This is a genomic window from Microvirga flocculans ATCC BAA-817 (genome assembly GCF_000518665.1).
GTDB classification, from domain to species: Bacteria; Pseudomonadota; Alphaproteobacteria; order Rhizobiales; family Beijerinckiaceae; genus Microvirga; species Microvirga flocculans.
Window position 1 is genome coordinate 21,902 of record NZ_KI912469.1, and the last position, 23,215, is coordinate 45,116.

Sequence of the window (23,215 nt, forward strand, 5' to 3'; positions counted from 1 at the left end):
GGACTTGCGGCCAGTGCTGCGGAATGAAATCCGGTCGACTTCATCGTATGGCAAAAGAATAATTCTTAAAGATTAAATTCATAAATTACTTATTTTTGAAGCAAATGTACAAGAAATATCATAAATTTATTGATGGAACATTATGATGATAGAGGCATTGTCCTAAATATATAAGGTTTTCATAATGAATATTATCAGTAAGCGGAGCGATCATATTTTCGATGGACGGCACATGCGCGAGGTGCAAGCGAAGTGGAATCGTCTGTCCATGTCGGATCTCGTTCAAATCAAGACGAAGGCGGAGCTGATTGCCCGCGTGGAAGAGCGCTATGGGCTTCCCCACGACGTGGCCGTCCAGGATATCGAAATCTGGGCCTCGGATCGGCGCTTTTGATGGGAACAGTCTGCTGAGCGGCCGCATGGGCTCGGACGCGCTTTCGTGCATGGCGGCCTGCACGGATGCCTGCATAAGGGAACACACCATGAGAAGCCATCAATACGCCGTCGGAGACCATGTTCTATATACAGAGCAGCGCTTCCCCCATTTAATCTGCAAGCAGCCTTACACGATCGTCGGGTGCCTGGATTCCAGACTTTCCGAGCCGCAATATCAGATTCGATCGGTTGCCCGACCTTACGATTGCGTGGCCGGAGAAGACGAGCTTAGCCAGGACGCTTCGCCATGGAGTGCTTTTCAGGAGCCTGACGTTCCTAGCTTTCTGGATTGCCGCGGCTTGGGCGAGCCTGCCAACCTTAACCTCGTTCCCTGGGTCGACCTGCCGCGCAGGGCCTGGCATAAGAATGAGCAAGCGAGAGTGTCGGACCGGCTCAACCGGAGCATTAATTCTTAGTCTGACGCGGGCTTTTCCCGGTTCTCCGTTTTGAAATCCATACTATGTTCAAGCTCCACGATAAGGAGCTTGAAGCATGAGCCCGACGACCCTGCGCTGCACTCTTGACGGACCGGTGGCGACCATCACGCTTGCGCGGCCCGACAAGATGAATGCGTTCAATGCCACGATGCACGCGGAATTGCGCGAGGCGCTCGATGCGTGCGAGCGGGACGATTCGGTGCGTGTCGTCGTGCTGACCGGCGAGGGGCGCGCGTTTTCCTCCGGGCAGGACCTGACGGTGAACCTGGAGCGCGACGGGCAGGGCCGTGTCGACCTCGGACCCACGTTGGAGCGGGACTACAACCCGCTGGTTCTCAAACTGTCCCATTATCCAAAGCCCACCATTGCCGCCCTCAACGGGCCAGCCGTCGGGGCCTCCATGAACATCGCGCTGGCCTGCGACATCGTCCTGGCGGCCCGCTCCTCCTATCTGCAGGAGGCCTTCGCCCGGATCGCCCTGATTCCGGATGCCGGCGGCACCTGGATCCTGCCGCGCCTCATCGGCCCCAAGCTGGCCCTGGCCCTCATGCTGAGCGCCGAGCCCGTCCCGGCCGATGAGGCTCAGCGCATGGGGCTCGTCTACAGGGTCTTCGACGATGCGTCCTTCGCGGTGGACGTGGCGGCCTTCGCGGCCAAGCTCGCGGCGGGGCCGGGGCTTGCCTACCGCCTGACCAAGCAGGCGGTGGCGCAGAGCCTCTCCAACGATCTGGAGGCGCAGCTCGCGCTGGAGGCGCGATTGCAGAGCCAGGCGGGTTCCAGCTATGACTTCGCGGAAGGTGTCGCTGCCTTCAAGGAAAAGCGTCCGCCCCGGTTTCAGGGACGCTGAGGAGAACAGAGCATGCGCCCCGGCTATTGGATTCTGGCCCTCGCCACCTTGAGCGTCGTGATCGGCATGTTCGTGTCCCAGGACCCCGAGCGTGCCGGGCGGCTCTCCCAGATGTACAGGGATGCGGCGCTGACGGGCGAGGCGCGGCAATTGGCGATCATGGGCCTCGCCGTCGCGATCGGCGCCTTCGTCGTCTATCTCTCGATGACCCGGCGCTGATGGTCCGCATGGCCCATTGCCCTGCTTTGTTCAGAGACCATTCAAATACCTTAGCCTCTTGTACCCCTGTCATTCCGCTATGCGGATCAAAGTAGGTGCGTGAACCGTGTCTTACCTGAAACGTGCTATCGTTTTTTTCGCCTTTGCCGTGATGGCCGTTTTCGGTCAGGCATCCACCGCCGCCGCTCAGGACCGCCTCGCGCTCGTGATCGGGCAGGGGGCCTATCAGGGCCGCCAGCTTCCGACGGCGGTGAACGATGCGGGCCTGATCGCCCAGAGCCTGACCAGCGCCGGGTTCGAGGTGATCCAGGGCCGCGACCTGGGGGCCAATGATCTGCGCAGCCTCGTCCGCGACTTTCTCGACAAGGTGGAGAACCTGGAGCCCGGCTCCTCGGTCATGGTCTATCTGGCCGGCCATGGGGTCCAGCTCGAGGGTGACAATTATCTGCTCCCGGTCGATGCCCGCATCCAGCGCGACGTGGACGTGCCCATCGAGGGCTTCCGCCTCTCGGATCTCGTGCGCTCCCTTGAGCGCAGCCCCGCACGCGTGCGGGTGATCGTGGCGGACATGGCGCGGGATTATCCGCTCGATTCCACGGGCGAGGCGGTTGCCAAGGGGCTTGCGCTCATGGAGCCGCCCGCCGGATTCCTGATGGCCTTCTCCACGGCTCCCAACATCGTCGCGACGGATGAGACCGGCCCTTACGGCGCCTATGCCACTGCCCTGGCGGAAATGATCCGCCAGCCGGGCCTGCCGCTCGACGAGGTTTTCGCCCGCACCCGCCTGCGCACGCACGAGGCCACGAACGGGGTGCAGATCCCCTGGCACATGGCCAATATCGACAACGCATCCTTCGTCTTCTTCGAGCAGGCGGATGACGCGGCCCGGCCGGTCGTGCGCGAGGTGCGCCGGATCGAGGAGGTCCCCGCCGAGGAGGCCTACGCCATCGCCGTCGAGCGCGACACGATCCAGGCGTATCAGGACTTCCTGCGCCGCTACCCCGATCACCGGCTCGCCCGCCGCGTGACGGCCCTGCTCGCCGCCCGCAGGGAGGCCCTGGTCTGGCGCCGCACGCTGGCACGCAACACGCGGGAGGCCTACTGGACCTATCTGCGGCATTATCCAACCGGCCCGCACGCGCCCGACAGCCGGCGCAGACTCGCACGTCTCGCGGCCGCCTACGCACCGCCGCCGGTCTTCGAGGAGGTGGTCTACGACGACCTGCCGCCGCCCTTGCCCGAGGTGGAGAGGATCCAGGTGGTGGAGGTCGTGACCATCATCCGCGAGGTGCCTCCGCCGCGCCCGCCGGTCTATCTCCTGCCCCCGCGGGATGAGGATGACGTGGAGTTCATCACCATCATCCGCGAACCGCCGCCGCCGCCCGTGATGGCCGGCGTCTTGCCGGTCCTGGTTCCGATCCCAGTTCCCGTGCGGGCGCGTCCTCCCCGGTATTTCTATCAACCCATCGCGCCCAGGACCCCGAGGGGCATGGTCGCCATCCCCGTCGCCGCTCCGCCGGTCTACGAGACCGTCATGGGGGAGCGTCGTCCCTATCTCCGTCGCGGCCTGCGTCCCGAGCAGTACCGCGTCCCGCGCCAGCCGGGACTCATCGCCCCGATCGAGCCGATTCCGGTTTCGGTCAATCCGAGGATGCCGCGTGACGAGAGGGCCGGCCGTCCAGGCGAGCCGCCGAGGATGCGGCCGGTCCGCATTCCCTCGCGCCCGATTCCGCTGCTCGGCCAGCAGGACGAGCGGCCGCGTCCCGGCAGGCCCGATGCCGACAGGGCTGGCGAGCGTCCCGACAGGTCCCGGGACCAGCGCGAGGTTCGCCCTGTGTCGCCCATGCGGGATGCCGTGCGGCCGCGGGATCCGAGGCTCGATGCCGGCGAGATCCTGCCGCGCGAGCCGAAGCCGGACAGGTCGCGGATCGATGCCGACCGTGGACGCCCTGACAGGGACAGGGCCGAGCGCGACCGGCCGGGCAGAAGGCCCGACGCCGACCGTCCCGAGCGTGCCGCCCCTGTGGCCGTGCGGCCGGCGATAGGCATGCCTGCGCCGGAAGACCGCCGGCCGCGCCGTGACGAGGAGAAGCCTCGTTCACGGATCGAACGCCCTGCATCCTTGGCGCCGCAGCAACAGCCCTTCCGCCAGCCCGCCCTGCGGGAGGCCGAGCAGGCCGACAGGCGCGCCCGGCAGATCCAGCAAGAGCGCGCCGCCCCGCGCGGCCCGGCCCCCATCGAGCGTCCGGCACCCCACATCTTCCGGGCGAATCCGGTGCCCCGCATGGAAGCCCCGGCGCAGGTGGAGCGACCCAACCGCGAGATGCCAAGGGCTGTGGCCCAGCCCCGCCCGGGACGGGACATGGACAGGCCGCCCCAGGTCCGGCCGTCTCCCGATGGGCCCCGGCGGCAGGGGGGCGACAACCGTTCCCAGCGCTGCCTGCCCGGACGGCCTTGCCCGCCTCAACAGTGACCTCGACAGCAAAACGCCGGAGCCCTTGCAGCTCCGGCGTTTTGCTTTGCGCCGATGAAAATCGACGGAGGGCTTACTTCTCGAGCCGGGCGATGAGGCTCGACGTATCCCAGCGGTTGCCGCCCATCTTCTGGACGTCCGCGTAGAACTGGTCGACGAGGGCCGTCACCGGCAGGCTCGCGCCGTTCTTGCGCGCCTCGCCCAGCACGATCGACAGGTCCTTGCGCATCCAGTCGACCGCGAAGCCGAAGTCGAACTTGCCCTGGTTCATGGTCTTGCCCCGGTTCTCCATCTGCCAGGACCCGGCGGCTCCCTTGGAGATCACGTCCAGCACGGCCTCGATGTCGAGACCGGCCTTCTTGCCGAAGTGGATGCCCTCGGAAAGTCCCTGCACGATGCCGGCGATGCAGATCTGGTTGATCATCTTGGTGAGCTGGCCGGCGCCCGCCGGGCCCATGAGGCGGGAGGCGCGGGCAAAGCTCATGATCGCGGGCTCGGCCTTGGCGTAGACATCCGCATCGCCGCCGCACATGACCGTGAGAACGCCGTTCTCCGCCCCGGCCTGGCCGCCGGAAACAGGCGCGTCGATGCAGCCGAAGCCCTTCTCCCTGGCGGCGGCATAAAGCTCGCGGGCCACTTCCGCCGAGGCGGTGGTGTGATCGACGAAGATCGAGCCCGCGCCCATGCCGTGGAAAGCGCCATCGGGGCCGAGGGTCACCTGGCGCAGGTCGTCGTCGTTGCCGACGCAGGCGAACACGATCTCCTGGCCCTGGGCCGCCTCGCGCGGGGTTCTGGCGGTGCGCCCGCCGTTCTCGGACACCCACCGCTCGGCCTTCGCATGCGTGCGGTTATAGACCGTCACCTCGTGGCCCTTCGCCTGAAGGTGGCGCGCCATGGGATAGCCCATCACGCCCAGTCCGAGGAATGCAACCTTCGCCATCGTCCGCTCCCTGAAGTTCCCCTCGGTTCTAGGAACAGAGGCGGTCCGGGTCAAACGGCTCTATTTTGTATCAAATGAAAAATATTTGGCGCGGATGCGGTCGTAGCTGCCGTCGGCCTTGACCTGGGCGATGGCGCGGTTGAAGCGCTCCCGCAGCGCCTCGTCCTCCTTTCGCAGGCCGATGCCGTAGGATTCGCGCCTGTAGGCTGGTTCCGCCGGAGCATCGCCAAGGATGTGGCAGCAGCCGCCCTCGCGGGTTTCGAGGAATTTCGACAGCAGCAGCTCGTCGGCGAAGACCGCATCGAGGCGTCCGACCAGGAGGTCGAGATTGGCCTCCTCGGCCTTCGCATAAAGCACGATCTCTGAATTCGTGTAGAAGCGCTTGAGATAGTCCTCGTGATCGGTGCGCTCGATGGTTCCGATCTTCTTGCCGGCCATGGCTGCTGGCGTGACGTCTCCGGGCGCGGTCTCCTTCGAGCCGATGAAAACGGCGGGGATCCGGTAATAGGGATCGGAGAACGCAATCCTCTTCTGCCGCCGCTCGGTAATCTCCACCGACGACATGACCGCATCGTATTCCTTGCGCACGAGACCCTTGATGATGCCGTCCCACTCGTGCTGCACGAGTTCGCATTGCGCCTGCATGACCTCGCAGAGTCTCTTGAGCAGTTCGACCTCGAAGCCCTGCAGCTCGTTGTTGGCGTCGATGAAGTTGAAAGGCGGATATGCGCCTTCCACGGCGATGCGGATGGTGGGGGGAGTGGGGGTGGTCGAAGGAGAGTGAGCCTCCTGCGACAGGCATGGCCCCACGTGAAGCCCGATGAGCAGGCTCGCGATGATCGTCAGTCTTGTCCCGATACGCAGTACGTTCACGGCGGCCCAGCCCGAATGGTGGAGCCCGATATTCCTTGAAAATAGGCAACAGTCAAACGGCGCAGTGGCGCAGCTTCGTTTGCCGTTCGTCGAAGATCGAGATGAGAGCCGCTTCCACAGATCTGGAATCAGCTCTCGTCTTTGCCATGCCGCATTTTTGAACGGCGAACCGGATCCACTTCGCCGAAAATGCTCTAACCGCCCGTGACGCTCATGTGGCGGCCCACGGCGGGGCGGTCATGCCGCCGGTCGATGATGAAATCGTGCCCCTTGGGCTTGCGGGCGATAGCGTCGGCGATGGCCCGTTCGAGAAGCTCGTTGCTCTCCGAGGCGCGCACCGGCGCCCGCAGGTCGGCGGCATCCTCCTGGCCCAGGCACATGAAGAGCTGACCCGTGCAGGTTAGCCGCACCCTGTTGCAGCTCTCGCAGAAATTGTGCGTCATCGGCGTGATGAAACCGAGCCGCCCGCCGGTTTCCTCCACGCGCACGTAGCGGGCCGGCCCGCCGGTGCGGTCGTCGATGTCTTTCAGTGTGTAGCGCGAGGCCAGGCGGGCGCGGATCAGGGAGAGGGGCATGAACTGGTCGATGCGCTGTCCGTCGATCTCGCCCAGGGGCATGACCTCGATGAGCGTCAGATCCATGTCGCGGCCATGGGACCATTCCAGGAGCGTTTCCAGCTCGTCGTCGTTCACGCCCTTGAGCGCGACGGTATTGATCTTGACCTTCAGCCCCGCGCCTTGAGCGGCGTCGATCCCCTGCATGACCTTGGTGAGATCTCCCCAGCGCGTGATGCGGCGGAACTTGTCCGCGTCGAGGGTGTCGAGGGAGACGTTGATCCGCCTCACCCCGCATGCGGCGAGATCCCTGGCGTGGCGGGCGAGCTGCGAACCGTTCGTCGTGACGGTGAGCTCGTCGAGGGCGCCCGAATCCAGGTGCCGGGAGAGGGAGCCGAAAAGCTGCATGATGTCGCGCCGCACCAGGGGCTCGCCGCCCGTGATGCGCAGCTTGCGCACGCCTTGCCCGACGAAGGCGGAGCAGATCCGGTCGAGCTCCTCGAGGGTGAGCAGGTCCCGCTTGGGCAGGAAGGCCATGTCCTCCGACATGCAATACACGCAGCGAAAGTCGCAGCGGTCAGTCACCGATACGCGAAGATAGGTGATCGCCCGACCGAACGGGTCCATGAGCAGGGGGCCGGAGGCGGAATTCTCAGGCTGGGCCTTCATGGCTCCCATGGTGCAGCGGTCCTGTCGTTCACGTGAGTGCTTGCCTATAAACTAGGGATCGCGCAGTGAGCGTCAAATGAAAACCATGAGAGGGGCTTGAGCCCATGACAACCGAGCGCTGGCCGACGGAACTGCGTCTCGCCAAGGACAGGCGCAGCCTGCGCATCGTTTTCGACGACGGCGCGGCTTATGACCTCCCGGCCGAGTACCTTCGCGTGACGAGCCCTTCGGCGGAGGTCCAGGGGCATAGCCCCGCCGAGCGCAGGACTGTGCCGGGCAAGCGGGACGTGGAGATCATCGGGGTGGAGCCGGTGGGCAATTATGCCGTGAAGCTCGTCTTCGACGACATGCACGATACGGGGATCTATGGCTGGGACTATCTCTACCGGCTCGGGGCGGAGCAGGGGGAGAAGTGGCAGGCCTATCTCGACGAACTGACGGCCAAGGGCCTCTCGCGGGATCGGCTCCGCTGAGGGGGCATTCCTGAAAATGCCAATGGCCGGGCGGACCCGGCCATCGCGCTCACCTTGAGAAAAGACTTAGCGCAGGACGACGACCTGCGCACCGACCTTGGCGCGGCTGTAGAGGTCCATCACGTCCTCGTTGGTCATGCGGATGCAGCCCGAGGACACGGCCTCGCCGATGGTCTCCGGCTCGTTGGAGCCGTGAATGCGGTAGATCGTGCTGCCAATATAGAGGGCGCGGGCGCCGAGCGGGTTGTCCGGTCCGCCCTTCATGTAGCGGGGCAGGTCGGGGCGGCGCTTGAGCATCGCGGACGGCGGACGCCAATCGGGCCATTCGCGCTTCATGGTGACGGAATGGGTGCCGGACCAGGTGAAGCCCGGGCGGCCCACGCCCACGCCGTACTGGACCGCCTGGCCGTTGCCGAGCACGAACCACAGACGGCGCTCGCTCGTCGAGACGACGATGGTGCCGGGCGCATAGCGGCCGTTGAAGGCGACGACCTCCCGCGGGACGGGAGCGGCCTGGGCCTTGAAGGTGTCCTCAGCGCTGTAGAGCGGTTGGCGGGTGAGCGGATCGATAGCCGTAAATGCCGCAGCCGGCGTCGCGATGGCGACGAAAGCGCAAGCAAGCCCGGACAGGGCAGCGCAGGTGCGTCCCATGATTGCCTCAGATTGAACGTGTTGATGGCAGGGTTTGTGATTGCTCAACGCAATAGCCCCGCTTCGGATCCATGCATATCAAGGTTTTGCTATAAAATCCTAGTGCGGTTAGGGCACGAAAACGCCTGAATTTCGCCACTTCGTAACCGAGCGGTTAAAGTCGCGCTGCCGCAATTCTCCGCTGGAAAATAGTTCGCCGGAAACCTGCTTCTTTGGCTTGACGCCGAGGGTTCTGCGCCTTTAGAAGGCCTTTGTCAGGGCGCGTAGCTCAGCGGGAGAGCATTCGCTTCACACGCGAAGGGTCACAGGTTCAATCCCTGTCGCGCCCACCATTCCTTCCTGACAAGCAATCTTCACATTTTCGTGCGTATGCAGCGCGCGGGCCCAACCCTTTTGCCCGCGTCAGGCCGCCAGCGGCCTCATGACCCTCTGCACGGCGGCGAAAAGATCGTCGAAGTGATCGATGACGAGGTCCGGACCAAGCTCCCGGACCGGCACGTCCGTATAGCCGAAGGGCACCGCCACCACGGGAATGCCGGCATTCTGCGCGGTCACGATATCCGTTCGGGAATCGCCGATCATCACCGCCCGGCTCGGGTTTCCGCCGGCCCGCTCGATGGTCAGCGTCAGGTGGCGAGGATCCGGCTTGAAGTAGGGAAAGGTGTCGCGGCCGCAATTGGCTGCGAAGCGATGGCCGATGCCGAGCTCGTCCAGCAGCTTGATCGCGTGCTCCTCGACCTTGTTGGTGCAGACCGCCAGGATAAAGCCTGCCTGTTCCAGGCGGTCGAGAGCTGCGACCACACCCGGATAGAGGCGGGTTTCGACGCAGATATTCTCTCCGTAATGGACCATGAACTGCCTGAACAGCTCTTCGAGGCGGTCCGGGGCCAGTTCCTTGCCGACAGCCTCGAACCCGCGCTGGATCAGGGCTCTCGCACCCGCGCCGATCATGTCGCGGGCCTTCGCGACGGGCAGGGGGGCGAGGCCCTCGCGCTCGAGGATGACGTTCAGGGTCCCGACGAGGTCGCCGGCCGTATCTGCCAAGGTTCCGTCCAGGTCGAAGACGGCGATGGGCGAGACGATGTGCGGGGTATCAATGGCCATGAAGGTCGGCTACCTGCTGGGGGCAAGGGAATCAAGCATGCAATGGTATGGTGTCATGGTTGATTCGTTCTTACCGGATGGAGTGTTGAATGCGGCCCTTTGGTTCCGCGGCGTTGATTTCCGCAGCCCTGGCGCTGGGGGGCTTGCTCGGCCCCGCCCTGGCTGCATCCTACGATTTCGTTCCTGCTCCCCAGACCGACCTGAACCGCATCTATCGAATCGACCGGATCACCGGCGAGGTGAGCTCCTGCCAGTATGGGCTTCAGGAAGGCACAATTGGGGTCACGCTCTGCTTCAGCGCGGGCGAGGGCGCCGGCCCCCAGGCTCCGGGCGAATATGGCCTCGTCGCGTCCCGTCACGAGCGGGAAGGGGGCGTCTTCCGGGTCAATTACCGGACCGGCCAGATGAGCATCTGCTATGTTTTCGACGAGCGGGTGGTGTGCACCCCGCAGACGACCCCTTCGCCGGCCACCTCGTCCTCGGCCGCGCCGGTCGCCACGCCGAGCGTCAGCCCCGGGACGGGCGCTTCGCCGCAGCGGCCCTGAGGCCTTCGCCGGGCCCCGGCGCGGGTTACGGCCGAAACGTTCTTTCTTCTCCATGCCCTGGCATGCTAGAGGCGGGCGAAGGGGCCCAACCTAAAAGGCCAGGCCGAGTTTATTTTCAGAGGGTATCCGTGAGCGACAATCTCAAGCGCGCCGCAGCCGAAAGGGCAGCACAGCTTGTCACCGACGGCATGAGGCTCGGTCTCGGCACCGGCTCGACCGCGGCGTTTTTCGTCGCGGCCCTCGGCGAGCGCGTCCGGGGCGGGCTGAAGGTGGTGGGTGTCCCTACCTCCGAGGCGACCCGCGAGCAGGCCCAGCGTGAGGGCATTCCCCTCTCGACGCTCGACGAAACGCCCGATCTCGACCTGACGGTGGATGGGGCCGACGAACTCGACGACGACCTGCGCCTGATCAAAGGCGGCGGCGGCGCTCTCCTGCGGGAGAAGATCGTGGCGTCCGCCAGCCAGCGGATGATCGTGATCGCCGACGGCTCCAAGCGCGTCGCGAAGCTCGGACGCTTCCCGCTGCCCATCGAGGTGGTGCCGTTCGGCCTGACGGCGACGGAGCGGGCCATCGTCAAGCTGCTCGATTCCCTGTCCATGAGCGGCGAGCTGCGCCTGCGCCGCGCCGCCGACGGCGCGCCTTTCGTGACGGATGGCGGCCATTTCATTCTCGATGCGCATCTCGAGCGCATCGACAAGCCGAACGTGCTTGCCTCGACGCTGAACAACATTCCCGGCGTCGTCGAACACGGTCTTTTCCTGGGCCTGGCCACCGGCGCGATCCTCGCCACGGCTGACGGGCTCGTCGAACTCGGTCAGCTCTGACCCTCCCCAAAAGACATGACGATTGGAGCCACTTCTATGATCCGCAACGCCTCACGCCTCGCCGCGACGTCGGTCGCGCTGTTCATGCTCGCAAGCCCCGCCTTCGCGCAGGCGCAGCCGAGCGCCAGCCACCTTGCCCTCGCCCGTGAGGTCGCCATCAGCTCCGGCATGACGCGCTCGTTCGACGCCATGGCCGAGCCGTTCCTGGACCAGCTGCAGCAGATGAACGTCACCCGTCCGGAGATCAAGCAGGACCTGGACCAGGTCGTGGCGATGATCCGGCCCGAGCTCGAGCAGCAGAAACAGAAGATGATCGACAACGCGGCCAAGGCCTTCGCTTCCCGCCTGACCGAGGCCGAGCTGAAGGACATCGCGACCTTCTACAAATCTCCGGCCGGCGCCAAGTACGTCCAGGTTCAGCCTGGCGTTCTCGACGACATCGTCCGCGACCTCGCCACCTGGACGCAGCAGACTGCCCAGTTCGTGCTGACCCGCGCCCGCGAGGAGATGGGCAAGCGCGGGCACCAGCTGCAGTAAGGCGCACGCGCCAAGCGCATATCGGCGTGATGGAAGGCCCGGGAAACCGGGCCTTCTTCGTTCTGGAGGAGCCCTTGCCGCCGCCAAGCTCGGCGCTACCCTTTCTGCAGGGCCCTCGTTGTCGAAGATGTCCGTGCCCGTAGCCGAACGAGGAGGCCCTTTTTGCCCTTCGCGCCCTGCGCCAGGGCTCTCGGAGGAACGAACATGGCTGAAGACTGGGCTGTCGACGTCAAAAAGTATGTGCCCAACGCCGACGACAAGGCGATTGCAGGCATTGTCCGGTATTGCGGGATCGCCCTGCAGAAGCGCGACTCCGCTCTCGTGTCCTTCTCGGACCCGGAGGAGGTTGCGCGCGTGCGTGAGAACTTCCTCAGGAAGAAGCTGGGACTGACCGCTCCCGATGCGGAACTCGATCAGGCCGTTCGAGCGGTGGGGGACAAGCTGAAGGCGGATCGCAGCAAGAACAGGGTGACGGTCTATTACCTGCTCGCCGAGCATTTCGGGAAACTGTCGGCCTTCGCGGCTTAAAGCATTTTCGGCGAATTGGATCCGGTTCGCCATCAAAGATGCGGCATACCCAAGAAAAGGGCTTGGGCCTGGACATAAAAAAGCGCCGGTTCCGTCCCTGGAACCGGCGCTTTCCGTGAACCCGTGGGGTTCTGCGTCAGTCCTCGACCGCCTTGAAGCGTCCCAGCCCCTTGAGGACGAAGGGGAGGATCAGGGCGATCAGGGCAATAGCGAGGAGCGTCGCCGAGATCGGGCTCTGCAGCAGGACCATCGGGTCGCCGAGGCTGATCGACAGCGCCCGCCGCAGCTGGCTTTCGGCGATAGGCCCCAGGATCAGCCCCACCACGACCGGAGCGATCGGGAAGTCGAACCGGCGCATCAGGAAGCCGAGCACGCCGAAGACCGTGAGCATGATGAGCTCCACCGGCGACGGATTGGCCGCGATGGTCCCCATGGTAGCGAAGACCAGGATGCCCGCATAAAGCCAGGGCTGCGGGATCGCGAGCAGGCGCACCCACAGGCCCACCAGGGGCAGGTTGAGCACCAGCAGCATGCCGTTGGCGATGAACAGGCTGGCGATCAGGCCCCAGACCAGATTGGGCTGCTCCGCGAACAGCAGGGGGCCGGGGTTGAGGCCGTATTGCTGGAAGCCCGCGAGCAGCATGGCCGCGGTAGCGGAGGTCGGAAGGCCGAGGGTCAGCAGCGGCACGAGGGTGCCGGCCGCGGAGGCGTTGTTGGCCGCTTCCGGCCCCGCCACGCCCTCGATGGCGCCCTTGCCGAATTCCTCGGGATATTTCGTGAGGCGCTTCTCGGTCGAATAGGACAGGAAGGTCGGGATTTCCGCGCCGCCGGCGGGGAGGGCCCCGATCGGGAATCCGAACGCGGTTCCGCGCAGCCAGGGCTTCCAGGACCGCTTCCAGTCCTCCTTGGTCATCCAGAGGGAGCCGCGCACGGCCTCGAGCCTCTCCTCGTGGACATGGCGGCGCGAGGCCACGTAGAGCGCTTCGCCCACCGCGAAGAGGCCGACGGCCAGGGTCGTCACCTCGATATTGTCGTAGAGCTCGGGAATGCCGAAGCTCAGGCGGGACTGGCCGGAGAGAATGTCGATGCCGACGAGCCCGAGAGTCAGGCCGATGAAGAGGCTCGTCAGGCCCCGCACGGGGGAATCGCCGAAGGTGGCCGAGACGGTCACGAAGGCCACGCACATGAGGGCGAAGTAATCCTCGGGGCCGAAGCTCACGGCGATGTCGACGAGATAGGGGGCGAGGAAGGTCAGGCCGAGGGTGGCGATGGTGCCCGCCACGAAGGAGCCGATGGCCGAGGTGGCGAGCGCGGGGCCGCCGCGTCCAGCCTTGGCCATCTTGTTGCCTTCCAGGGCGGTCGCCATGGAGGCGCTTTCGCCCGGGGTGTTGATGAGGATCGCGGTGGTCGAGCCGCCATACATGCCGCCGTAATAGATGCCGGCGAACATGATGATCGAGCCCGCCGGGTCGAGCTTGAAGGTGACCGGCAGGAGCAGCGCCACGGTAAGCGCCGGGCCGATGCCGGGCAGAACGCCGACGGCCGTGCCGAGAAGAACGCCGATGAGGGCGAAGAGCAGGTTCATCGGCTGGATCGCAACGGAGAGGCCGTTGGCGAGAGAAACGAAGGCTTCCATGCTTTCAGGCCTCAGAGCAGATGTTCAAGCGGCCCTGCCGGAAGGGACAGGGTCAGGAGCTTCGCAAACAGCAGATAGATCAGAACGGCGATCGCGGCTCCGATCAGGAGATCCATGAGGAACGCGCGGCGCCCGAAGGCCGTGGAGGTCGCCGCGAACAGGATGGCCGTGCCGATCATGAAGCCGCCGCCGATGGCGATCAGGGCGATCAGGCAGGCCAGGCCGCCGAGGATCAGGACGATCGGTTTCCAGTCGAGGCTGTCGCGCGCGGGAAGGTCGCCCTTCCAAGCCCCGATCGCATTGCCGACGGCGAGCAGCGTGAGGCCCAAGGAGACGATGATGGGCATGACCTTCGGGCCGAGGTCGTAAGGAGAAAGAATCTGGAGCTTGGTCATGTCCCACCAGATGAGACCGGCCAGGCCGAGAAGAATAAGAGCGATGACGAGGCCCGCCACGTCGATGCGCCGCTGGGGAGATGAAGTCATAGGATATCCCAAATAAGAAACGCCGCGCACAAGCGCGGCGCTTCCAATGGCATTTATCTTGAAAATCAGGACTTCACCAGTCCCACGGCGGTGAGCACGTCCTTCGTGCGGGCCTGCTCTTCGGCCAGGATCTTGGCGAAGGCGTCGCCGGACACGTAGGAATCCTCCCAGCCCTTGGCCTTCAGGATTTCCTGCCACTCCTTCGACTTGGCCATCTTGTCCATGGCGTCGGTCAGGGCCTTCTTCTGGTCGGCGGAGATGCCGGGAGGAGCGACGACGGCGCGCCAGTTGGCGATCTCGAGGTCGATGCCCTGGGCCTTGATGGACGGCAGGTCGGCGGTCGCCTTGCCCGCGGGGGTCGTCAGGCCGATGAGACGCAGCTTGCCGGCCTTGATCTGGCTCTCGAACTCGCCGTAGCCGGAGATGCCTGCAGTCACCTTGCCGCCGAGGATGGCCGCCAGGGCCTCGCCGCCGCCGGAGAAGGGAATGTAGTTGATCTTGGTCGGATCCGCGCCCGCCGCCTTGGCGAAGAGGGCCGCCGCGATGTGGTCGACGCCGCCCGCCGAGCCGCCGGCCCAGGTGACCTTCGCCGGATCGGCCTTGATCGCGGCCGCAAGGTCTTTCGCGGTCTTGATCGGTGAGTCGGCCGGCACCACGATGGCCTCGTATTCCGCGGTCAGGCGGGCGATGGGCGTGGTCTGGTCGAGGGTGATCGGGGACTTGTTGGTGAGAAGCGCACCCACCATCACGTAGCCCATGACCATGAGCTGGCTGCCGTCGCCCTTGGAGTTGTTCACGAGCTGGGCGATGCCGATGGAGCCGCCGGCGCCGGGAACGTTGGTGACCTGCACGCTCTTGGCGATGCCGGACTGCGTCAGGGCCTGCTGCATGGAGCGGGCCGTCTGATCCCAGCCGCCGCCCGGCGCTGCGGGAGCCATGATCTTGAGCTCCATCTGCGCCGCCGCCGACGTTACGAAACCTGCCACGGCCGCCGCAGCCAGCGCGCTGCGCCAAAGACCTTTACGAAACTGGGTCATCTGTTTCCTCCATGGACGCTCAAAACACTCAAAGCGCCTTGCGGCAGAACCTAAAGAGGGAAAGGGGGAGCGGCAAGCGTCTGCTCCCTTTATCGCTGTTGAACCTTAGCGTAAGAGCTACGCTCCAAGGCGGGCAGCCATGTGCTCGAAGCAGGGCCGGCGGGCGGCGTCGCCTGAAACCATCCCTATATGATCGTGATGAACACCCAATCCGAGCGGAGAAACCCCATGACCCCATTCGATGTTGACCTCTTCGTCATCGGAGGCGGGTCGGGCGGCGTGCGTGCCGCCCGCATCGCGGCGGGCTACGGCGCCAAGGTCATGTTGGCGGAGGAGTACCGGGTCGGCGGCACCTGTGTGATCCGTGGCTGCGTGCCCAAGAAGCTGATGGTCTATGCGAGCCGCTTCGCCGACGAGTTTCACGATGCGCCGGGTTTCGGATGGAGCCTCGGCGAGACCCGCTTCGACTGGGCGACCCTGATCCGCAACAAGGACCGGGAAATCGACAGGCTGGAGGGCATCTACCGGGCCAATCTCGAGAAGGCAGGGGTCGAGGTCGTCGATAGCCGCGCCGTGATCGAGGATGCGCATACGGTCCATCTGCTGAAGACCGGCGCGCGCGTCCGCGCCCGATACATCCTCGTCGCGGTCGGCGCCCATCCGACCCTGGAGCCGGTCATTCCCGGCGGCGAGCTGGGCATCACCTCGAACGAGGTCTTCCATCTGGAAACCCAGCCCAAGCGCATCCTGGTGGTGGGCGGGGGCTACATCGCCGTCGAGTTCGCGGGCATCTTCGCGGGTCTCGGCAGCGAGGTGACGCTGCTGCACCGGGGTGACAAGCTCCTGCGCGGGTTCGACGAGGATGTGCGCGACGCCCTCGGCGAGGCCTATGCCCAGCGGGGCATCGGGCTCGCCCTGGGGCGCACCTTGAATCGCCTCGACAGGACGGCCGATGGCATCGCCGCGACCTTGAGCGACGGCTCGACCCTCACGGTCGACCAGGTTCTCGTCGCCACCGGGCGGAGGCCCAACACCAGTGGGCTGGGGCTGGAAAAGGCGGGGATTACGGTCGACGAGGTCGGGGCCATTCCGGTGGACGCTTATTCGCAGACCCTCATCCCGTCGATCTATGCCGTGGGCGACGTCACCAACCGGGCGAACCTGACCCCCGTCGCCATCCGCGAGGGCCATGCCTTCGCGGACACGGTGTTCGGCGCAAAGCCCACCATCGTGGACCATGACCTGATTCCCACGGCGGTGTTCTCGACGCCGGAGATCGGCGTGATCGGCTGCGGCGAGGCCGCAGCCCGGGCGGTCTATGGGGAGATCGACGTCTACAAGACCGCTTTCCGGCCCATGAAGGCGACCCTTTCGGGGGGCAAGGATCGGGTCTTCATGAAGCTCATCGTCGAGAAGGCCACCGATAAGGTCCGCGGCGTCCACATCATGGGGCACGACGCGGGCGAGATGATCCAGCTCGCCGGGATCGCCGTGACCATGGGCGCGACCAAGGCCGATTTCGACCGCACCATCGCGGTTCACCCAACGGCAGCCGAGGAACTCGTGACCATGCGCACCCCGGTGGTGGTGAAGAAGCCGGTGGCGGTGGGGTAGGGCGAAGGACGCATGGGGCGAGCCTTCCCCTCCGCTTCGACGTTTCAACACTCTCAAGCGCTACGCGGTGAAATTGTTGAAATATGCCTCTCCCAGGCTTAAGGTCTGTTTCAACACTTTAAATATGAAACTGGCCTTGGTGTTGAAACATTGAATTTTCAAGAGCTTAACAACGATCAAAGGCGTGAAAAGGTCAATTCCGACCAACGGTTCGCCGCATGGCGCGAAGCGAAGTCGCGGCTGGAAAGCTATCGAGGGTCCCTTGTATGGCAGGATGTCAAGGGGGAGCAGTATCTGGCGCGCAGCTACTACGACAGTGCCGGAAGACGACGCCAGAAGTCGGAAGGGCGCCGCAGTCCTGAGACCGAGAAAAGAAAAGCCGATTGGGAGCGCGGGCGCGCGGAGGCCTCTGAGCGCTTCAAGTCCATGCGCGAGACGATGGTCAGGCAGGCGGCCATCAACCGGGCCGTCAAACTCGGACGCGTCCCGCTGATGGGGGCGAGGATCGTTCGGGCCCTCGACGAGGCTGGGGTCTTAGGGAAAGGCATCCGGATTGTCGGAACGAATGCAATTTACGCCTACGAGGCCGTTGCCGGGGTCATGGTCGATCCGGACATCACGGCAACGCTCGATATTGACTTGCTTTTAGACGCCAGGATGTCGCTTCGGCTTGCCATGAGCGACTCCGTGGCCGAGCCAGCCCTGATCAACCTTTTGAGGAAGGTGGACAAGTCCTTTGAAAGAACCGATCTGGCGTTCCGGGCCGTCAATCGGGACGGCTACCTTGTCGATCTGATCAAGCCCCAGCGAAATCCTCCCTGGATGAACGAGCGGGACCGAATCGGTCGGACACAGGATGAACTGGCTGCCGTGCCGATCGGCGGATTGACATGGCACGAAAGCGCCCCTTCGTTCGAGGCGGTCGCCATTGACGAGAGAGGCGGGCCCGTTCGGATCGTTGCCAGCGACCCGAGAGTGTTCGCTGCTCATAAGCTTTGGTTGTCCAGGCAGCAGGATCGGGAGCCGACAAAGCGACGGCGGGATGCCGCGCAGGCGGAGGCCGTCGCCCAGATCGTTTCGCGCTATCTGGTGCATTTGCCGTTCGACGAGGCCGAAATGCGCATGCTTCCGCGTGAACTCTTCGACCTGGCGAAGCCTCTGTTCGGCAGGCAGGAAACGCAGGATTCTTATGCTTTCTGACCCGGATGCCTCATTTGCGCGGGAAAGGGGACGTAGGTTACTGCCGCCGGGGCTGCTTCCAGCGGCGCGGCCTTTCGGCACTCGCCTTTTTGAATATGTCGTGTATAGGTGCCGTTTCGTGCCGCTTGTTGCGGAGAACGACGCGTAGTTGAGAAAGGACACGGGGGTAAGTGTCATGACCGAGCGGTGGACGCCCGACAGCTGGAGGAACAAGCCGATCCAGCAGGTTCCGGCCTATCCGGACCTTGAGGCGCTTGAAGGGGTCGAGCAGCAGCTCGCAGCCTTTCCTCCGCTCGTCTTTGCGGGCGAGGCCCGCAAGCTGAAGCGCGATCTGGCCAAGGTCGCCAGGGGCGAGGCTTTCCTGCTCCAGGGCGGCGATTGCGCCGAGAGCTTCGCCGAGCATTCGGCCGACAACATCCGCGATTTCTTCCGTCTGTTCCTGCAGATGGCGGTGGTGCTCACCTATGCGGGCGGCTCGCCCGTGGTGAAGATCGGCCGCGTCGCCGGCCAGTTCGCCAAGCCGCGCTCGGCGCCGACGGAGACCATCGACGGCGTGGAGCTGCCGAGCTATCGCGGCGACATCATCAGCGACATCGCCTTCACGCCCGAGGCCCGCACGCCCGATCCGCGCCGCCAGCTCATGGCCTACCGGCAGTCGGCCGCGACGCTGAACCTGATCCGCGCCTTCGCCACCGGCGGCTATGCGAATCTCGAGAACGCGCATCGCTGGATGCTGGGCTTCGTGAAGGACTCGCCGCAATCCTCGCGCTACAGCGAGCTGGCCGAGCGCATCACCGAGAGCCTGAACTTCATGCGGGCCATCGGCATCGATCCCGAGACGCATCCCGAGATGCGCTCGACGGATTTCTTCACCAGTCACGAGGCCCTGCTGCTCGGCTACGAGGAGGCCCTGACCCGCGTCGATTCCACGACCGGGGACTGGTACGCCACCTCCGGTCACATGCTCTGGATCGGCGACCGCACCCGTCAGGCCGACCACGCCCATGTGGAATACATGCGCGGTATCAAGAACCCGATCGGCCTCAAGTGCGGTCCGTCGCTCTCGCCGGACGGGCTGCTCAAGCTCATCGACGCCCTCAATCCCGAGGACGAGGCCGGCCGCCTCACCCTGATCTGCCGCTTCGGCGCCGAGAAGGTGGGCGACCATCTGCCGGGCCTCATCCGCGCGGTGCAGAGGGAAGGCCGCACGGTGGTCTGGTCCTGCGACCCGATGCACGGCAACACGATCAAGGCGGCATCCGGCTACAAGACCCGGCCCTTCGAGCGGGTCATGGGCGAGGTGCGGGACTTCTTCGCGATCCATCAGGCGGAAGGCACGCATGCAGGCGGCATCCATCTGGAGATGACCGGCAAGAACGTTACGGAATGCACCGGCGGCGCGCGCGCCCTCACGGATGCGGACCTGTCCGACCGCTACCACACCTATTGCGACCCGCGCCTCAACGCGGAGCAGGCGCTGGAAATCGCCTTCCTGACCTCGGAGCTGATCAAGCGCGAGCGCCAGTCAAGGGAACAACCGGCCGCTCTGGCGGCTGAGTGAAACGAAAGAAAAAGGGCGCCTCGGGCGCCCTTTTTACTTTGCTGGAATGACCGTGAGCCAGTGCAGGGCTCAGCTCAGCCAGCCCATGAAGTAGAGAATGAGAATGATCGGCAGAGGAATGCCGATCAGCCAAAGCAAACCACCCTTCAGCATCGCTGTCTCCATTGCATAAATCGTGTGGGGACAACGACCTGAGCTTTATCGGGTTCCAGAAGCGGCCGGACATCTGACGGCTCGCGTCCATCGTCCATTCCCGACCCTGTGCCTCGGATCGCGCCTTCGCAGAGCGCGATCCGAGGGCATGGGTGCAGAAGGATCGCTCGGGCCTGCATTGCTGCGCTCGCCGCAGCGCGCTAATTCTGTGGGTGCCATGGCCCAGAACAGTCTCAAGATCGCTCTCGCGCAGCTCAACCCCACCGTCGGCGATGTGACCGGCAACGAAGCGAAGGCCCGCGCCGCGCGCGCCAAGGCGGCCCGGCTCGGCGCGGATCTCGTGATGTTCGCCGAGCAGTTCCTTGCGGGCTATCCCGCCGAGGACCTCGTGCTCAAGCCCGCCTTCCAGGATGCCTGCCGCGCGGCTCTGGAGCGCCTTGCCCGCGAGACCGCCGATGGCGGGCCGGGGATCCTGATCGGGCTGCCGTGGCGCGAGGAGGGGGCGCTCTACAACGCCTATGCGCTTCTCGACAACGGCTCCATCGCCGTGCGCTTCAAGGTCGACCTTCCCAATTACGGCGTGTTCGACGAGAAGCGGAACTTCGAGCCCGGCCCCCTGCCGGGGCCGGTCAACTTCCGGGGCATCCGCTTGGGGTTGCCGATCTGCGAGGACATCTGGACCGGCGACGTGGTCGAGTGCCTCGCTGAGACGGGAGCGGAGATTCTGCTCGTGCCCAACGGCTCGCCCTACTGGCGCGGCAAGACGGAGGAGCGGTTCAACATCGCCGCCGCCCGCGTGACGGAAAGCGGCCTCCCTCTCGTCTATCTCAACCAGGTCGGCGGGCAGGACGAGCTCGTCTTCGACGGCGCGTCCTTCGTGCTCAACGCCGATTGCTCGCTCGCCTGCCAGCTTCCCGCCTACGAGGAAACCGTCGCTCTCACCACCTGGGAGAAAGGGGAGGAGGGCTGGATCTGCCGCGAGGCGCCCGTCACGACGGTCGAGGAGGGCGAGGAGGCGGATTACGCGGCCTGCGTCCTGGGGTTGCGCGATTACGTGGAGAAGAACCGCTTTCCCGGCGTGGTCCTCGGCCTATCGGGCGGCATCGATTCCGCCATCTGCGCCGCCATGGCCGTTGATGCCTTGGGCGCGGAGCGCGTGCATTGCGTGATGCTGCCCTACCGCTACACCTCGGGCGAATCCCTCAAGGATGCGGAGGCCTGCGCCAAGGCGCTCGGCGTCCGGTACGACGTTCTGCCCATCGCGCCCGCCGTCGAGGGTTTCGAGGCGGTGCTGGAGCCCGCCTTCGCGGGAACGCAGCGGGACATCACGGAGGAAAACCTCCAGAGCCGCGCCCGCGGCACGCTCCTCATGGCCCTCTCGAACAAGTTCGGCGCCATGGTCGTGACGACGGGCAACAAGTCCGAAATGTCCGTGGGCTATGCCACGATCTATGGCGACATGAACGGGGGCTTCAACCCGATCAAGGACCTCTACAAGATGGAGGTCTACCGTCTCTCGGCCCTGCGCAACCGCTGGAAGCCGAGAGGAGCGCTCGGCCCCGACGGCATCGTGATCCCCGAGAACATCCTCACCAAGGCTCCGACCGCCGAGCTGCGTGAAAACCAGAAGGACCAGGATTCGCTGCCGCCCTACGACGTCCTCGACGATATTCTCCGCGGTCTCGTGGAGGAGGAGCTGCGCGTCTCCGAGCTCGTGGCGAAAGGCTACGATCCGGAAACGGTGAAGAAGGTGGAGCGCCTGCTCTACATCGCCGAGTACAAGCGGCGGCAGGCTCCTCCGGGCGTGAAGGTCACGCAGCGGAATTTCGGCCGCGACCGGCGCTATCCCATCGTCAACCGCTATCGCGACCAAGGCCTGGCCGCCCACCGGACCGACGAGGCCCTGGAGCGCGCGACAGGCAAGCCGAGGGTGGGGGCGCTGGATATCTGACGCAAGCACTGTCACCCCCGGATGCCGAAGGCCGGGAGTGGCACCGGGGATGCAATTCGAGGCCGTCACCCCTTGCGCACCTCCGCTCCCTTCGCCATAGGGTTGGCCCATGTCCAAGCCCATCGTTCGCTTCGCCCCGTCCCCGACCGGGCACATCCATATCGGCAACACCCGCGTGGCCCTGCTCAACGCGCTCTATGCACGCCGGGAAGGGGGCACCTTCATCCTGCGCTTCGACGACACGGATCTGGCCAGGTCGAAGCAGGAATATGCGGATTCGATCGAGACCGATCTGCGATGGCTCGGCATCCCGCCCGATGCGATCGTGCGCCAGTCGGAGCGGTTCGCGCTCTACGATGCGGCGGCCGAGCGGCTGAAGGCGAGCGGCCGTCTCTATGCCTGCTACGAGACGCCCGAGGAGCTGGAGTTCCGCCGCAAGCGGCAGCTCGCGCGCGGCCTTCCGCCGATCTACGACCGGGCGGCCCTCAAGCTCACGGACGAGGAGCGGAAGACGCTCCACGAGGAGGGGCGCAAGCCCCACTGGCGTTTCCGCCTCGACCACGTGAACGTCGCCTGGGACGATCTGGTGCGCGGCCACTGCCACGTGGATTGCGGCTCGCTCTCCGATCCGGTGCTCGTGCGCGAGGACGGCACCTATCTCTACACCCTGCCGTCCGTGGTCGACGACATCGACCTCAAGATCACCCATGTGATCCGGGGCGAGGATCACGTGACCAACACGGCGGTGCAGATCCAGATTTTCGAGGCTCTGGGTGCGCCGCTGCCGACCTTCGCGCATCACAGCCTGCTGATTACCGCGAGCGGCGAGGGGCTTTCCAAGCGCCTCGGCCATCTCTCCGTGAAGGGACTGCGCGATGCGGGGCTGGAGCCTCAGGCGGTCGCCTCGCTGGCGGTGCTCGTCGGTTCGGCGGAAGCCGTGCGGCCCGTGGCGGATCTCGACGAACTCGCCGGGCTCATCGACTTCTCGCACATCTCCCGCGCTCCGGCGAAGTTCGACGAGAGCGAGCTGGATCATCTCAACGCGCGCCTCATCCATGAGATGCCCTATGAGGCCGTTCGTGCGCGCCTGAGCGATATCGATGCGGATCTGGGCGAAAGCTTCTGGAATGCGGTGCGCGGCAACCTGACCAAGGTTCGCGATGTCGTGGAATGGGCAAGGGTCGTGCGCGGACCGGTGACGCCCGTGATCGAGGACAAGGCTTTCATCGCGGCGGCGATGGACGTGCTGCCGCCGGCGCCGTGGGACGCGACGACCTGGAAAGCCTGGACGGAAGCCGTGAAGGCGAAGACCGGCGTGAAGGGCAAGGCCCTGTTCATGCCGCTGCGCCTGGCGCTCACCGGTCTCGAACACGGCCCGGAACTGGGCGCGCTGCTTCCGCTGATCGGACCGGAGCGCGCGAAGACGCGTCTGTCGGGGCAGGCGGCTTAAAACTCTTCACGGCATGGCC

At 65.2% G+C, this 23,215-nt stretch carries 22 protein-coding genes and 1 tRNA gene; 15 read left to right on the forward strand and 8 right to left on the reverse strand.

Features of this window, described 5'->3' with window-relative positions; translation table 11 throughout:
* Positions 1-232 precede the first annotated feature (232 nt).
* From L879_RS24030 to L879_RS22280, 4 genes are all read left to right on the forward strand, one after another.
* The gene (locus L879_RS24030) at positions 233-394 is read left to right on the forward strand and encodes a hypothetical protein (protein ID WP_169732757.1); all 162 of its coding nucleotides are present in this window, start codon (positions 233-235) and stop codon (positions 392-394) included.
* Between the two features lie 533 nt (positions 395-927).
* A complete protein-coding gene (locus L879_RS0118215) occupies positions 928-1,719 on the forward strand; it encodes an enoyl-CoA hydratase-related protein (RefSeq protein WP_035460164.1) in 792 nt (263 codons plus the stop codon).
* A gap of 12 nt (positions 1,720-1,731) precedes the next feature.
* Positions 1,732-1,938, forward strand: coding sequence for a hypothetical protein (locus tag L879_RS0118220; RefSeq protein WP_027317346.1), 207 nt, complete (start codon positions 1,732-1,734; stop codon positions 1,936-1,938).
* A 106-nt stretch (positions 1,939-2,044) separates the two neighbouring features.
* Complete coding sequence (locus L879_RS22280; protein ID WP_154664264.1) at positions 2,045-4,411, forward strand: caspase family protein; 2,367 nt, start codon at positions 2,045-2,047, stop codon at positions 4,409-4,411.
* A 73-nt stretch (positions 4,412-4,484) separates the two neighbouring features.
* On the opposite strand, the gene L879_RS0118230 is transcribed toward L879_RS22280, so the two are convergent.
* The 3 genes from L879_RS0118230 to moaA form a co-directional block, all read right to left on the reverse strand.
* Positions 4,485-5,405 carry an NAD(P)-dependent oxidoreductase gene (locus tag L879_RS0118230; protein ID WP_275944446.1) on the reverse strand — a complete coding sequence of 307 codons (921 nt, stop codon included), beginning with the start codon at positions 5,403-5,405 and terminating at the stop codon, positions 4,485-4,487.
* Between the two features lie 6 nt (positions 5,406-5,411).
* Positions 5,412-6,224 carry an ABC transporter substrate-binding protein gene (locus L879_RS0118235; RefSeq protein WP_051435428.1) on the reverse strand — a complete coding sequence of 271 codons (813 nt, stop codon included), beginning with the start codon at positions 6,222-6,224 and terminating at the stop codon, positions 5,412-5,414.
* Positions 6,225-6,418: 194 nt separating this feature from the next.
* Positions 6,419-7,456 (reverse strand): GTP 3',8-cyclase MoaA, encoded by a 1,038-nt coding sequence (gene moaA / locus L879_RS0118240; protein ID WP_245265263.1) that lies wholly within the window; start codon positions 7,454-7,456, stop codon positions 6,419-6,421.
* Between the two features lie 95 nt (positions 7,457-7,551).
* Between moaA and L879_RS0118245 the strand changes: the two genes are divergently transcribed.
* Positions 7,552-7,920 carry a gamma-butyrobetaine hydroxylase family protein gene (locus L879_RS0118245; RefSeq protein ID WP_027317350.1) on the forward strand — a complete coding sequence of 123 codons (369 nt, stop codon included), beginning with the start codon at positions 7,552-7,554 and terminating at the stop codon, positions 7,918-7,920.
* A 66-nt stretch (positions 7,921-7,986) separates the two neighbouring features.
* Here the strand turns inward: L879_RS0118245 and L879_RS0118250 are convergent, their stop codons facing one another.
* Entirely contained in the window at positions 7,987-8,571 is a 585-nt protein-coding gene (locus L879_RS0118250; RefSeq protein WP_027317351.1) for a L,D-transpeptidase, read from the reverse strand.
* A 257-nt stretch (positions 8,572-8,828) separates the two neighbouring features.
* Between L879_RS0118250 and L879_RS0118255 the strand changes: the two genes are divergently transcribed.
* Positions 8,829-8,903, forward strand: a tRNA-Val gene (locus L879_RS0118255).
* Positions 8,904-8,973: 70 nt separating this feature from the next.
* On the opposite strand, the gene L879_RS0118260 is transcribed toward L879_RS0118255, so the two are convergent.
* The gene (locus L879_RS0118260) at positions 8,974-9,675 is read right to left on the reverse strand and encodes an HAD family hydrolase (protein ID WP_027317352.1); all 702 of its coding nucleotides are present in this window, start codon (positions 9,673-9,675) and stop codon (positions 8,974-8,976) included.
* Positions 9,676-9,764: 89 nt separating this feature from the next.
* Between L879_RS0118260 and L879_RS0118265 the strand changes: the two genes are divergently transcribed.
* The 4 genes from L879_RS0118265 to L879_RS0118280 all read left to right on the forward strand — a co-directional run bounded on the left by L879_RS0118265 (position 9,765) and on the right by L879_RS0118280 (position 12,109).
* The gene (locus tag L879_RS0118265) at positions 9,765-10,220 is read left to right on the forward strand and encodes a hypothetical protein (RefSeq protein ID WP_027317353.1); all 456 of its coding nucleotides are present in this window, start codon (positions 9,765-9,767) and stop codon (positions 10,218-10,220) included.
* A gap of 128 nt (positions 10,221-10,348) precedes the next feature.
* Complete coding sequence (rpiA, locus tag L879_RS0118270; protein WP_027317354.1) at positions 10,349-11,044, forward strand: ribose-5-phosphate isomerase RpiA; 696 nt, start codon at positions 10,349-10,351, stop codon at positions 11,042-11,044.
* 36 nt (positions 11,045-11,080) lie between these two features.
* Entirely contained in the window at positions 11,081-11,581 is a 501-nt protein-coding gene (locus L879_RS22285; protein ID WP_051435429.1) for a DUF2059 domain-containing protein, read from the forward strand.
* 204 nt (positions 11,582-11,785) lie between these two features.
* Positions 11,786-12,109 (forward strand): DUF2853 family protein, encoded by a 324-nt coding sequence (locus L879_RS0118280; RefSeq protein WP_027317355.1) that lies wholly within the window; start codon positions 11,786-11,788, stop codon positions 12,107-12,109.
* 136 nt (positions 12,110-12,245) lie between these two features.
* On the opposite strand, the gene L879_RS0118285 is transcribed toward L879_RS0118280, so the two are convergent.
* From L879_RS0118285 to L879_RS0118295, 3 genes are all read right to left on the reverse strand, one after another.
* Entirely contained in the window at positions 12,246-13,745 is a 1,500-nt protein-coding gene (locus L879_RS0118285) for a tripartite tricarboxylate transporter permease (RefSeq protein WP_027317356.1), read from the reverse strand.
* Positions 13,746-13,756: 11 nt separating this feature from the next.
* Entirely contained in the window at positions 13,757-14,230 is a 474-nt protein-coding gene (locus tag L879_RS0118290) for a tripartite tricarboxylate transporter TctB family protein (protein ID WP_027317357.1), read from the reverse strand.
* A 65-nt stretch (positions 14,231-14,295) separates the two neighbouring features.
* Positions 14,296-15,267 carry a Bug family tripartite tricarboxylate transporter substrate binding protein gene (locus L879_RS0118295; RefSeq protein ID WP_027317358.1) on the reverse strand — a complete coding sequence of 324 codons (972 nt, stop codon included), beginning with the start codon at positions 15,265-15,267 and terminating at the stop codon, positions 14,296-14,298.
* Positions 15,268-15,495: 228 nt separating this feature from the next.
* Between L879_RS0118295 and gor the strand changes: the two genes are divergently transcribed.
* The 5 genes from gor to gltX all read left to right on the forward strand — a co-directional run bounded on the left by gor (position 15,496) and on the right by gltX (position 23,196).
* A complete protein-coding gene (gor, locus tag L879_RS0118300; RefSeq protein WP_027317359.1) occupies positions 15,496-16,881 on the forward strand; it encodes a glutathione-disulfide reductase in 1,386 nt (461 codons plus the stop codon).
* A 150-nt stretch (positions 16,882-17,031) separates the two neighbouring features.
* Positions 17,032-18,081: a GSU2403 family nucleotidyltransferase fold protein gene (locus tag L879_RS0118305; RefSeq protein WP_027317360.1), complete on the forward strand. Its 1,050-nt coding sequence runs from the start codon at positions 17,032-17,034 to the stop codon at positions 18,079-18,081.
* Positions 18,082-18,256: 175 nt separating this feature from the next.
* Positions 18,257-19,642, forward strand: a complete 1,386-nt coding sequence (locus tag L879_RS0118310; protein WP_027317361.1) for a class II 3-deoxy-7-phosphoheptulonate synthase — start codon at positions 18,257-18,259, stop codon at positions 19,640-19,642.
* A gap of 370 nt (positions 19,643-20,012) precedes the next feature.
* The gene (locus L879_RS0118320) at positions 20,013-21,746 is read left to right on the forward strand and encodes an NAD+ synthase (RefSeq protein WP_027317362.1); all 1,734 of its coding nucleotides are present in this window, start codon (positions 20,013-20,015) and stop codon (positions 21,744-21,746) included.
* Between the two features lie 109 nt (positions 21,747-21,855).
* Entirely contained in the window at positions 21,856-23,196 is a 1,341-nt protein-coding gene (gltX, locus tag L879_RS0118325; protein ID WP_027317363.1) for a glutamate--tRNA ligase, read from the forward strand.
* Positions 23,197-23,215: the final 19 nt, after the last annotated feature.

What these genes read in the sequence shown, in the direction of transcription:
- L879_RS24030 (WP_169732757.1), top strand. Translation starts at nt 233, where the DNA reads ATGCGCGAGGTGCAAGCGAAGTGGAATCGTCTGTCCATGTCGGATCTC.
- L879_RS0118215 (WP_035460164.1), top strand. Translation starts at nt 928, where the DNA reads ATGAGCCCGACGACCCTGCGCTGCACTCTTGACGGACCGGTGGCGACC.
- L879_RS0118220 (WP_027317346.1), top strand. Translation starts at nt 1,732, where the DNA reads ATGCGCCCCGGCTATTGGATTCTGGCCCTCGCCACCTTGAGCGTCGTG.
- moaA (WP_245265263.1), bottom strand. Translation starts at nt 7,456, where the DNA reads ATGGGAGCCATGAAGGCCCAGCCTGAGAATTCCGCCTCCGGCCCCCTG.
- L879_RS0118245 (WP_027317350.1), top strand. Translation starts at nt 7,552, where the DNA reads ATGACAACCGAGCGCTGGCCGACGGAACTGCGTCTCGCCAAGGACAGG.
- L879_RS0118250 (WP_027317351.1), bottom strand. Translation starts at nt 8,571, where the DNA reads ATGGGACGCACCTGCGCTGCCCTGTCCGGGCTTGCTTGCGCTTTCGTC.
- L879_RS0118260 (WP_027317352.1), bottom strand. Translation starts at nt 9,675, where the DNA reads ATGGCCATTGATACCCCGCACATCGTCTCGCCCATCGCCGTCTTCGAC.
- L879_RS0118265 (WP_027317353.1), top strand. Translation starts at nt 9,765, where the DNA reads ATGCGGCCCTTTGGTTCCGCGGCGTTGATTTCCGCAGCCCTGGCGCTG.
- L879_RS22285 (WP_051435429.1), top strand. Translation starts at nt 11,081, where the DNA reads ATGATCCGCAACGCCTCACGCCTCGCCGCGACGTCGGTCGCGCTGTTC.
- L879_RS0118280 (WP_027317355.1), top strand. Translation starts at nt 11,786, where the DNA reads ATGGCTGAAGACTGGGCTGTCGACGTCAAAAAGTATGTGCCCAACGCC.
- L879_RS0118285 (WP_027317356.1), bottom strand. Translation starts at nt 13,745, where the DNA reads ATGGAAGCCTTCGTTTCTCTCGCCAACGGCCTCTCCGTTGCGATCCAG.
- L879_RS0118290 (WP_027317357.1), bottom strand. Translation starts at nt 14,230, where the DNA reads ATGACTTCATCTCCCCAGCGGCGCATCGACGTGGCGGGCCTCGTCATC.
- L879_RS0118295 (WP_027317358.1), bottom strand. Translation starts at nt 15,267, where the DNA reads ATGACCCAGTTTCGTAAAGGTCTTTGGCGCAGCGCGCTGGCTGCGGCG.
- gor (WP_027317359.1), top strand. Translation starts at nt 15,496, where the DNA reads ATGACCCCATTCGATGTTGACCTCTTCGTCATCGGAGGCGGGTCGGGC.
- L879_RS0118310 (WP_027317361.1), top strand. Translation starts at nt 18,257, where the DNA reads ATGACCGAGCGGTGGACGCCCGACAGCTGGAGGAACAAGCCGATCCAG.
- L879_RS0118320 (WP_027317362.1), top strand. Translation starts at nt 20,013, where the DNA reads ATGGCCCAGAACAGTCTCAAGATCGCTCTCGCGCAGCTCAACCCCACC.
- gltX (WP_027317363.1), top strand. Translation starts at nt 21,856, where the DNA reads ATGTCCAAGCCCATCGTTCGCTTCGCCCCGTCCCCGACCGGGCACATC.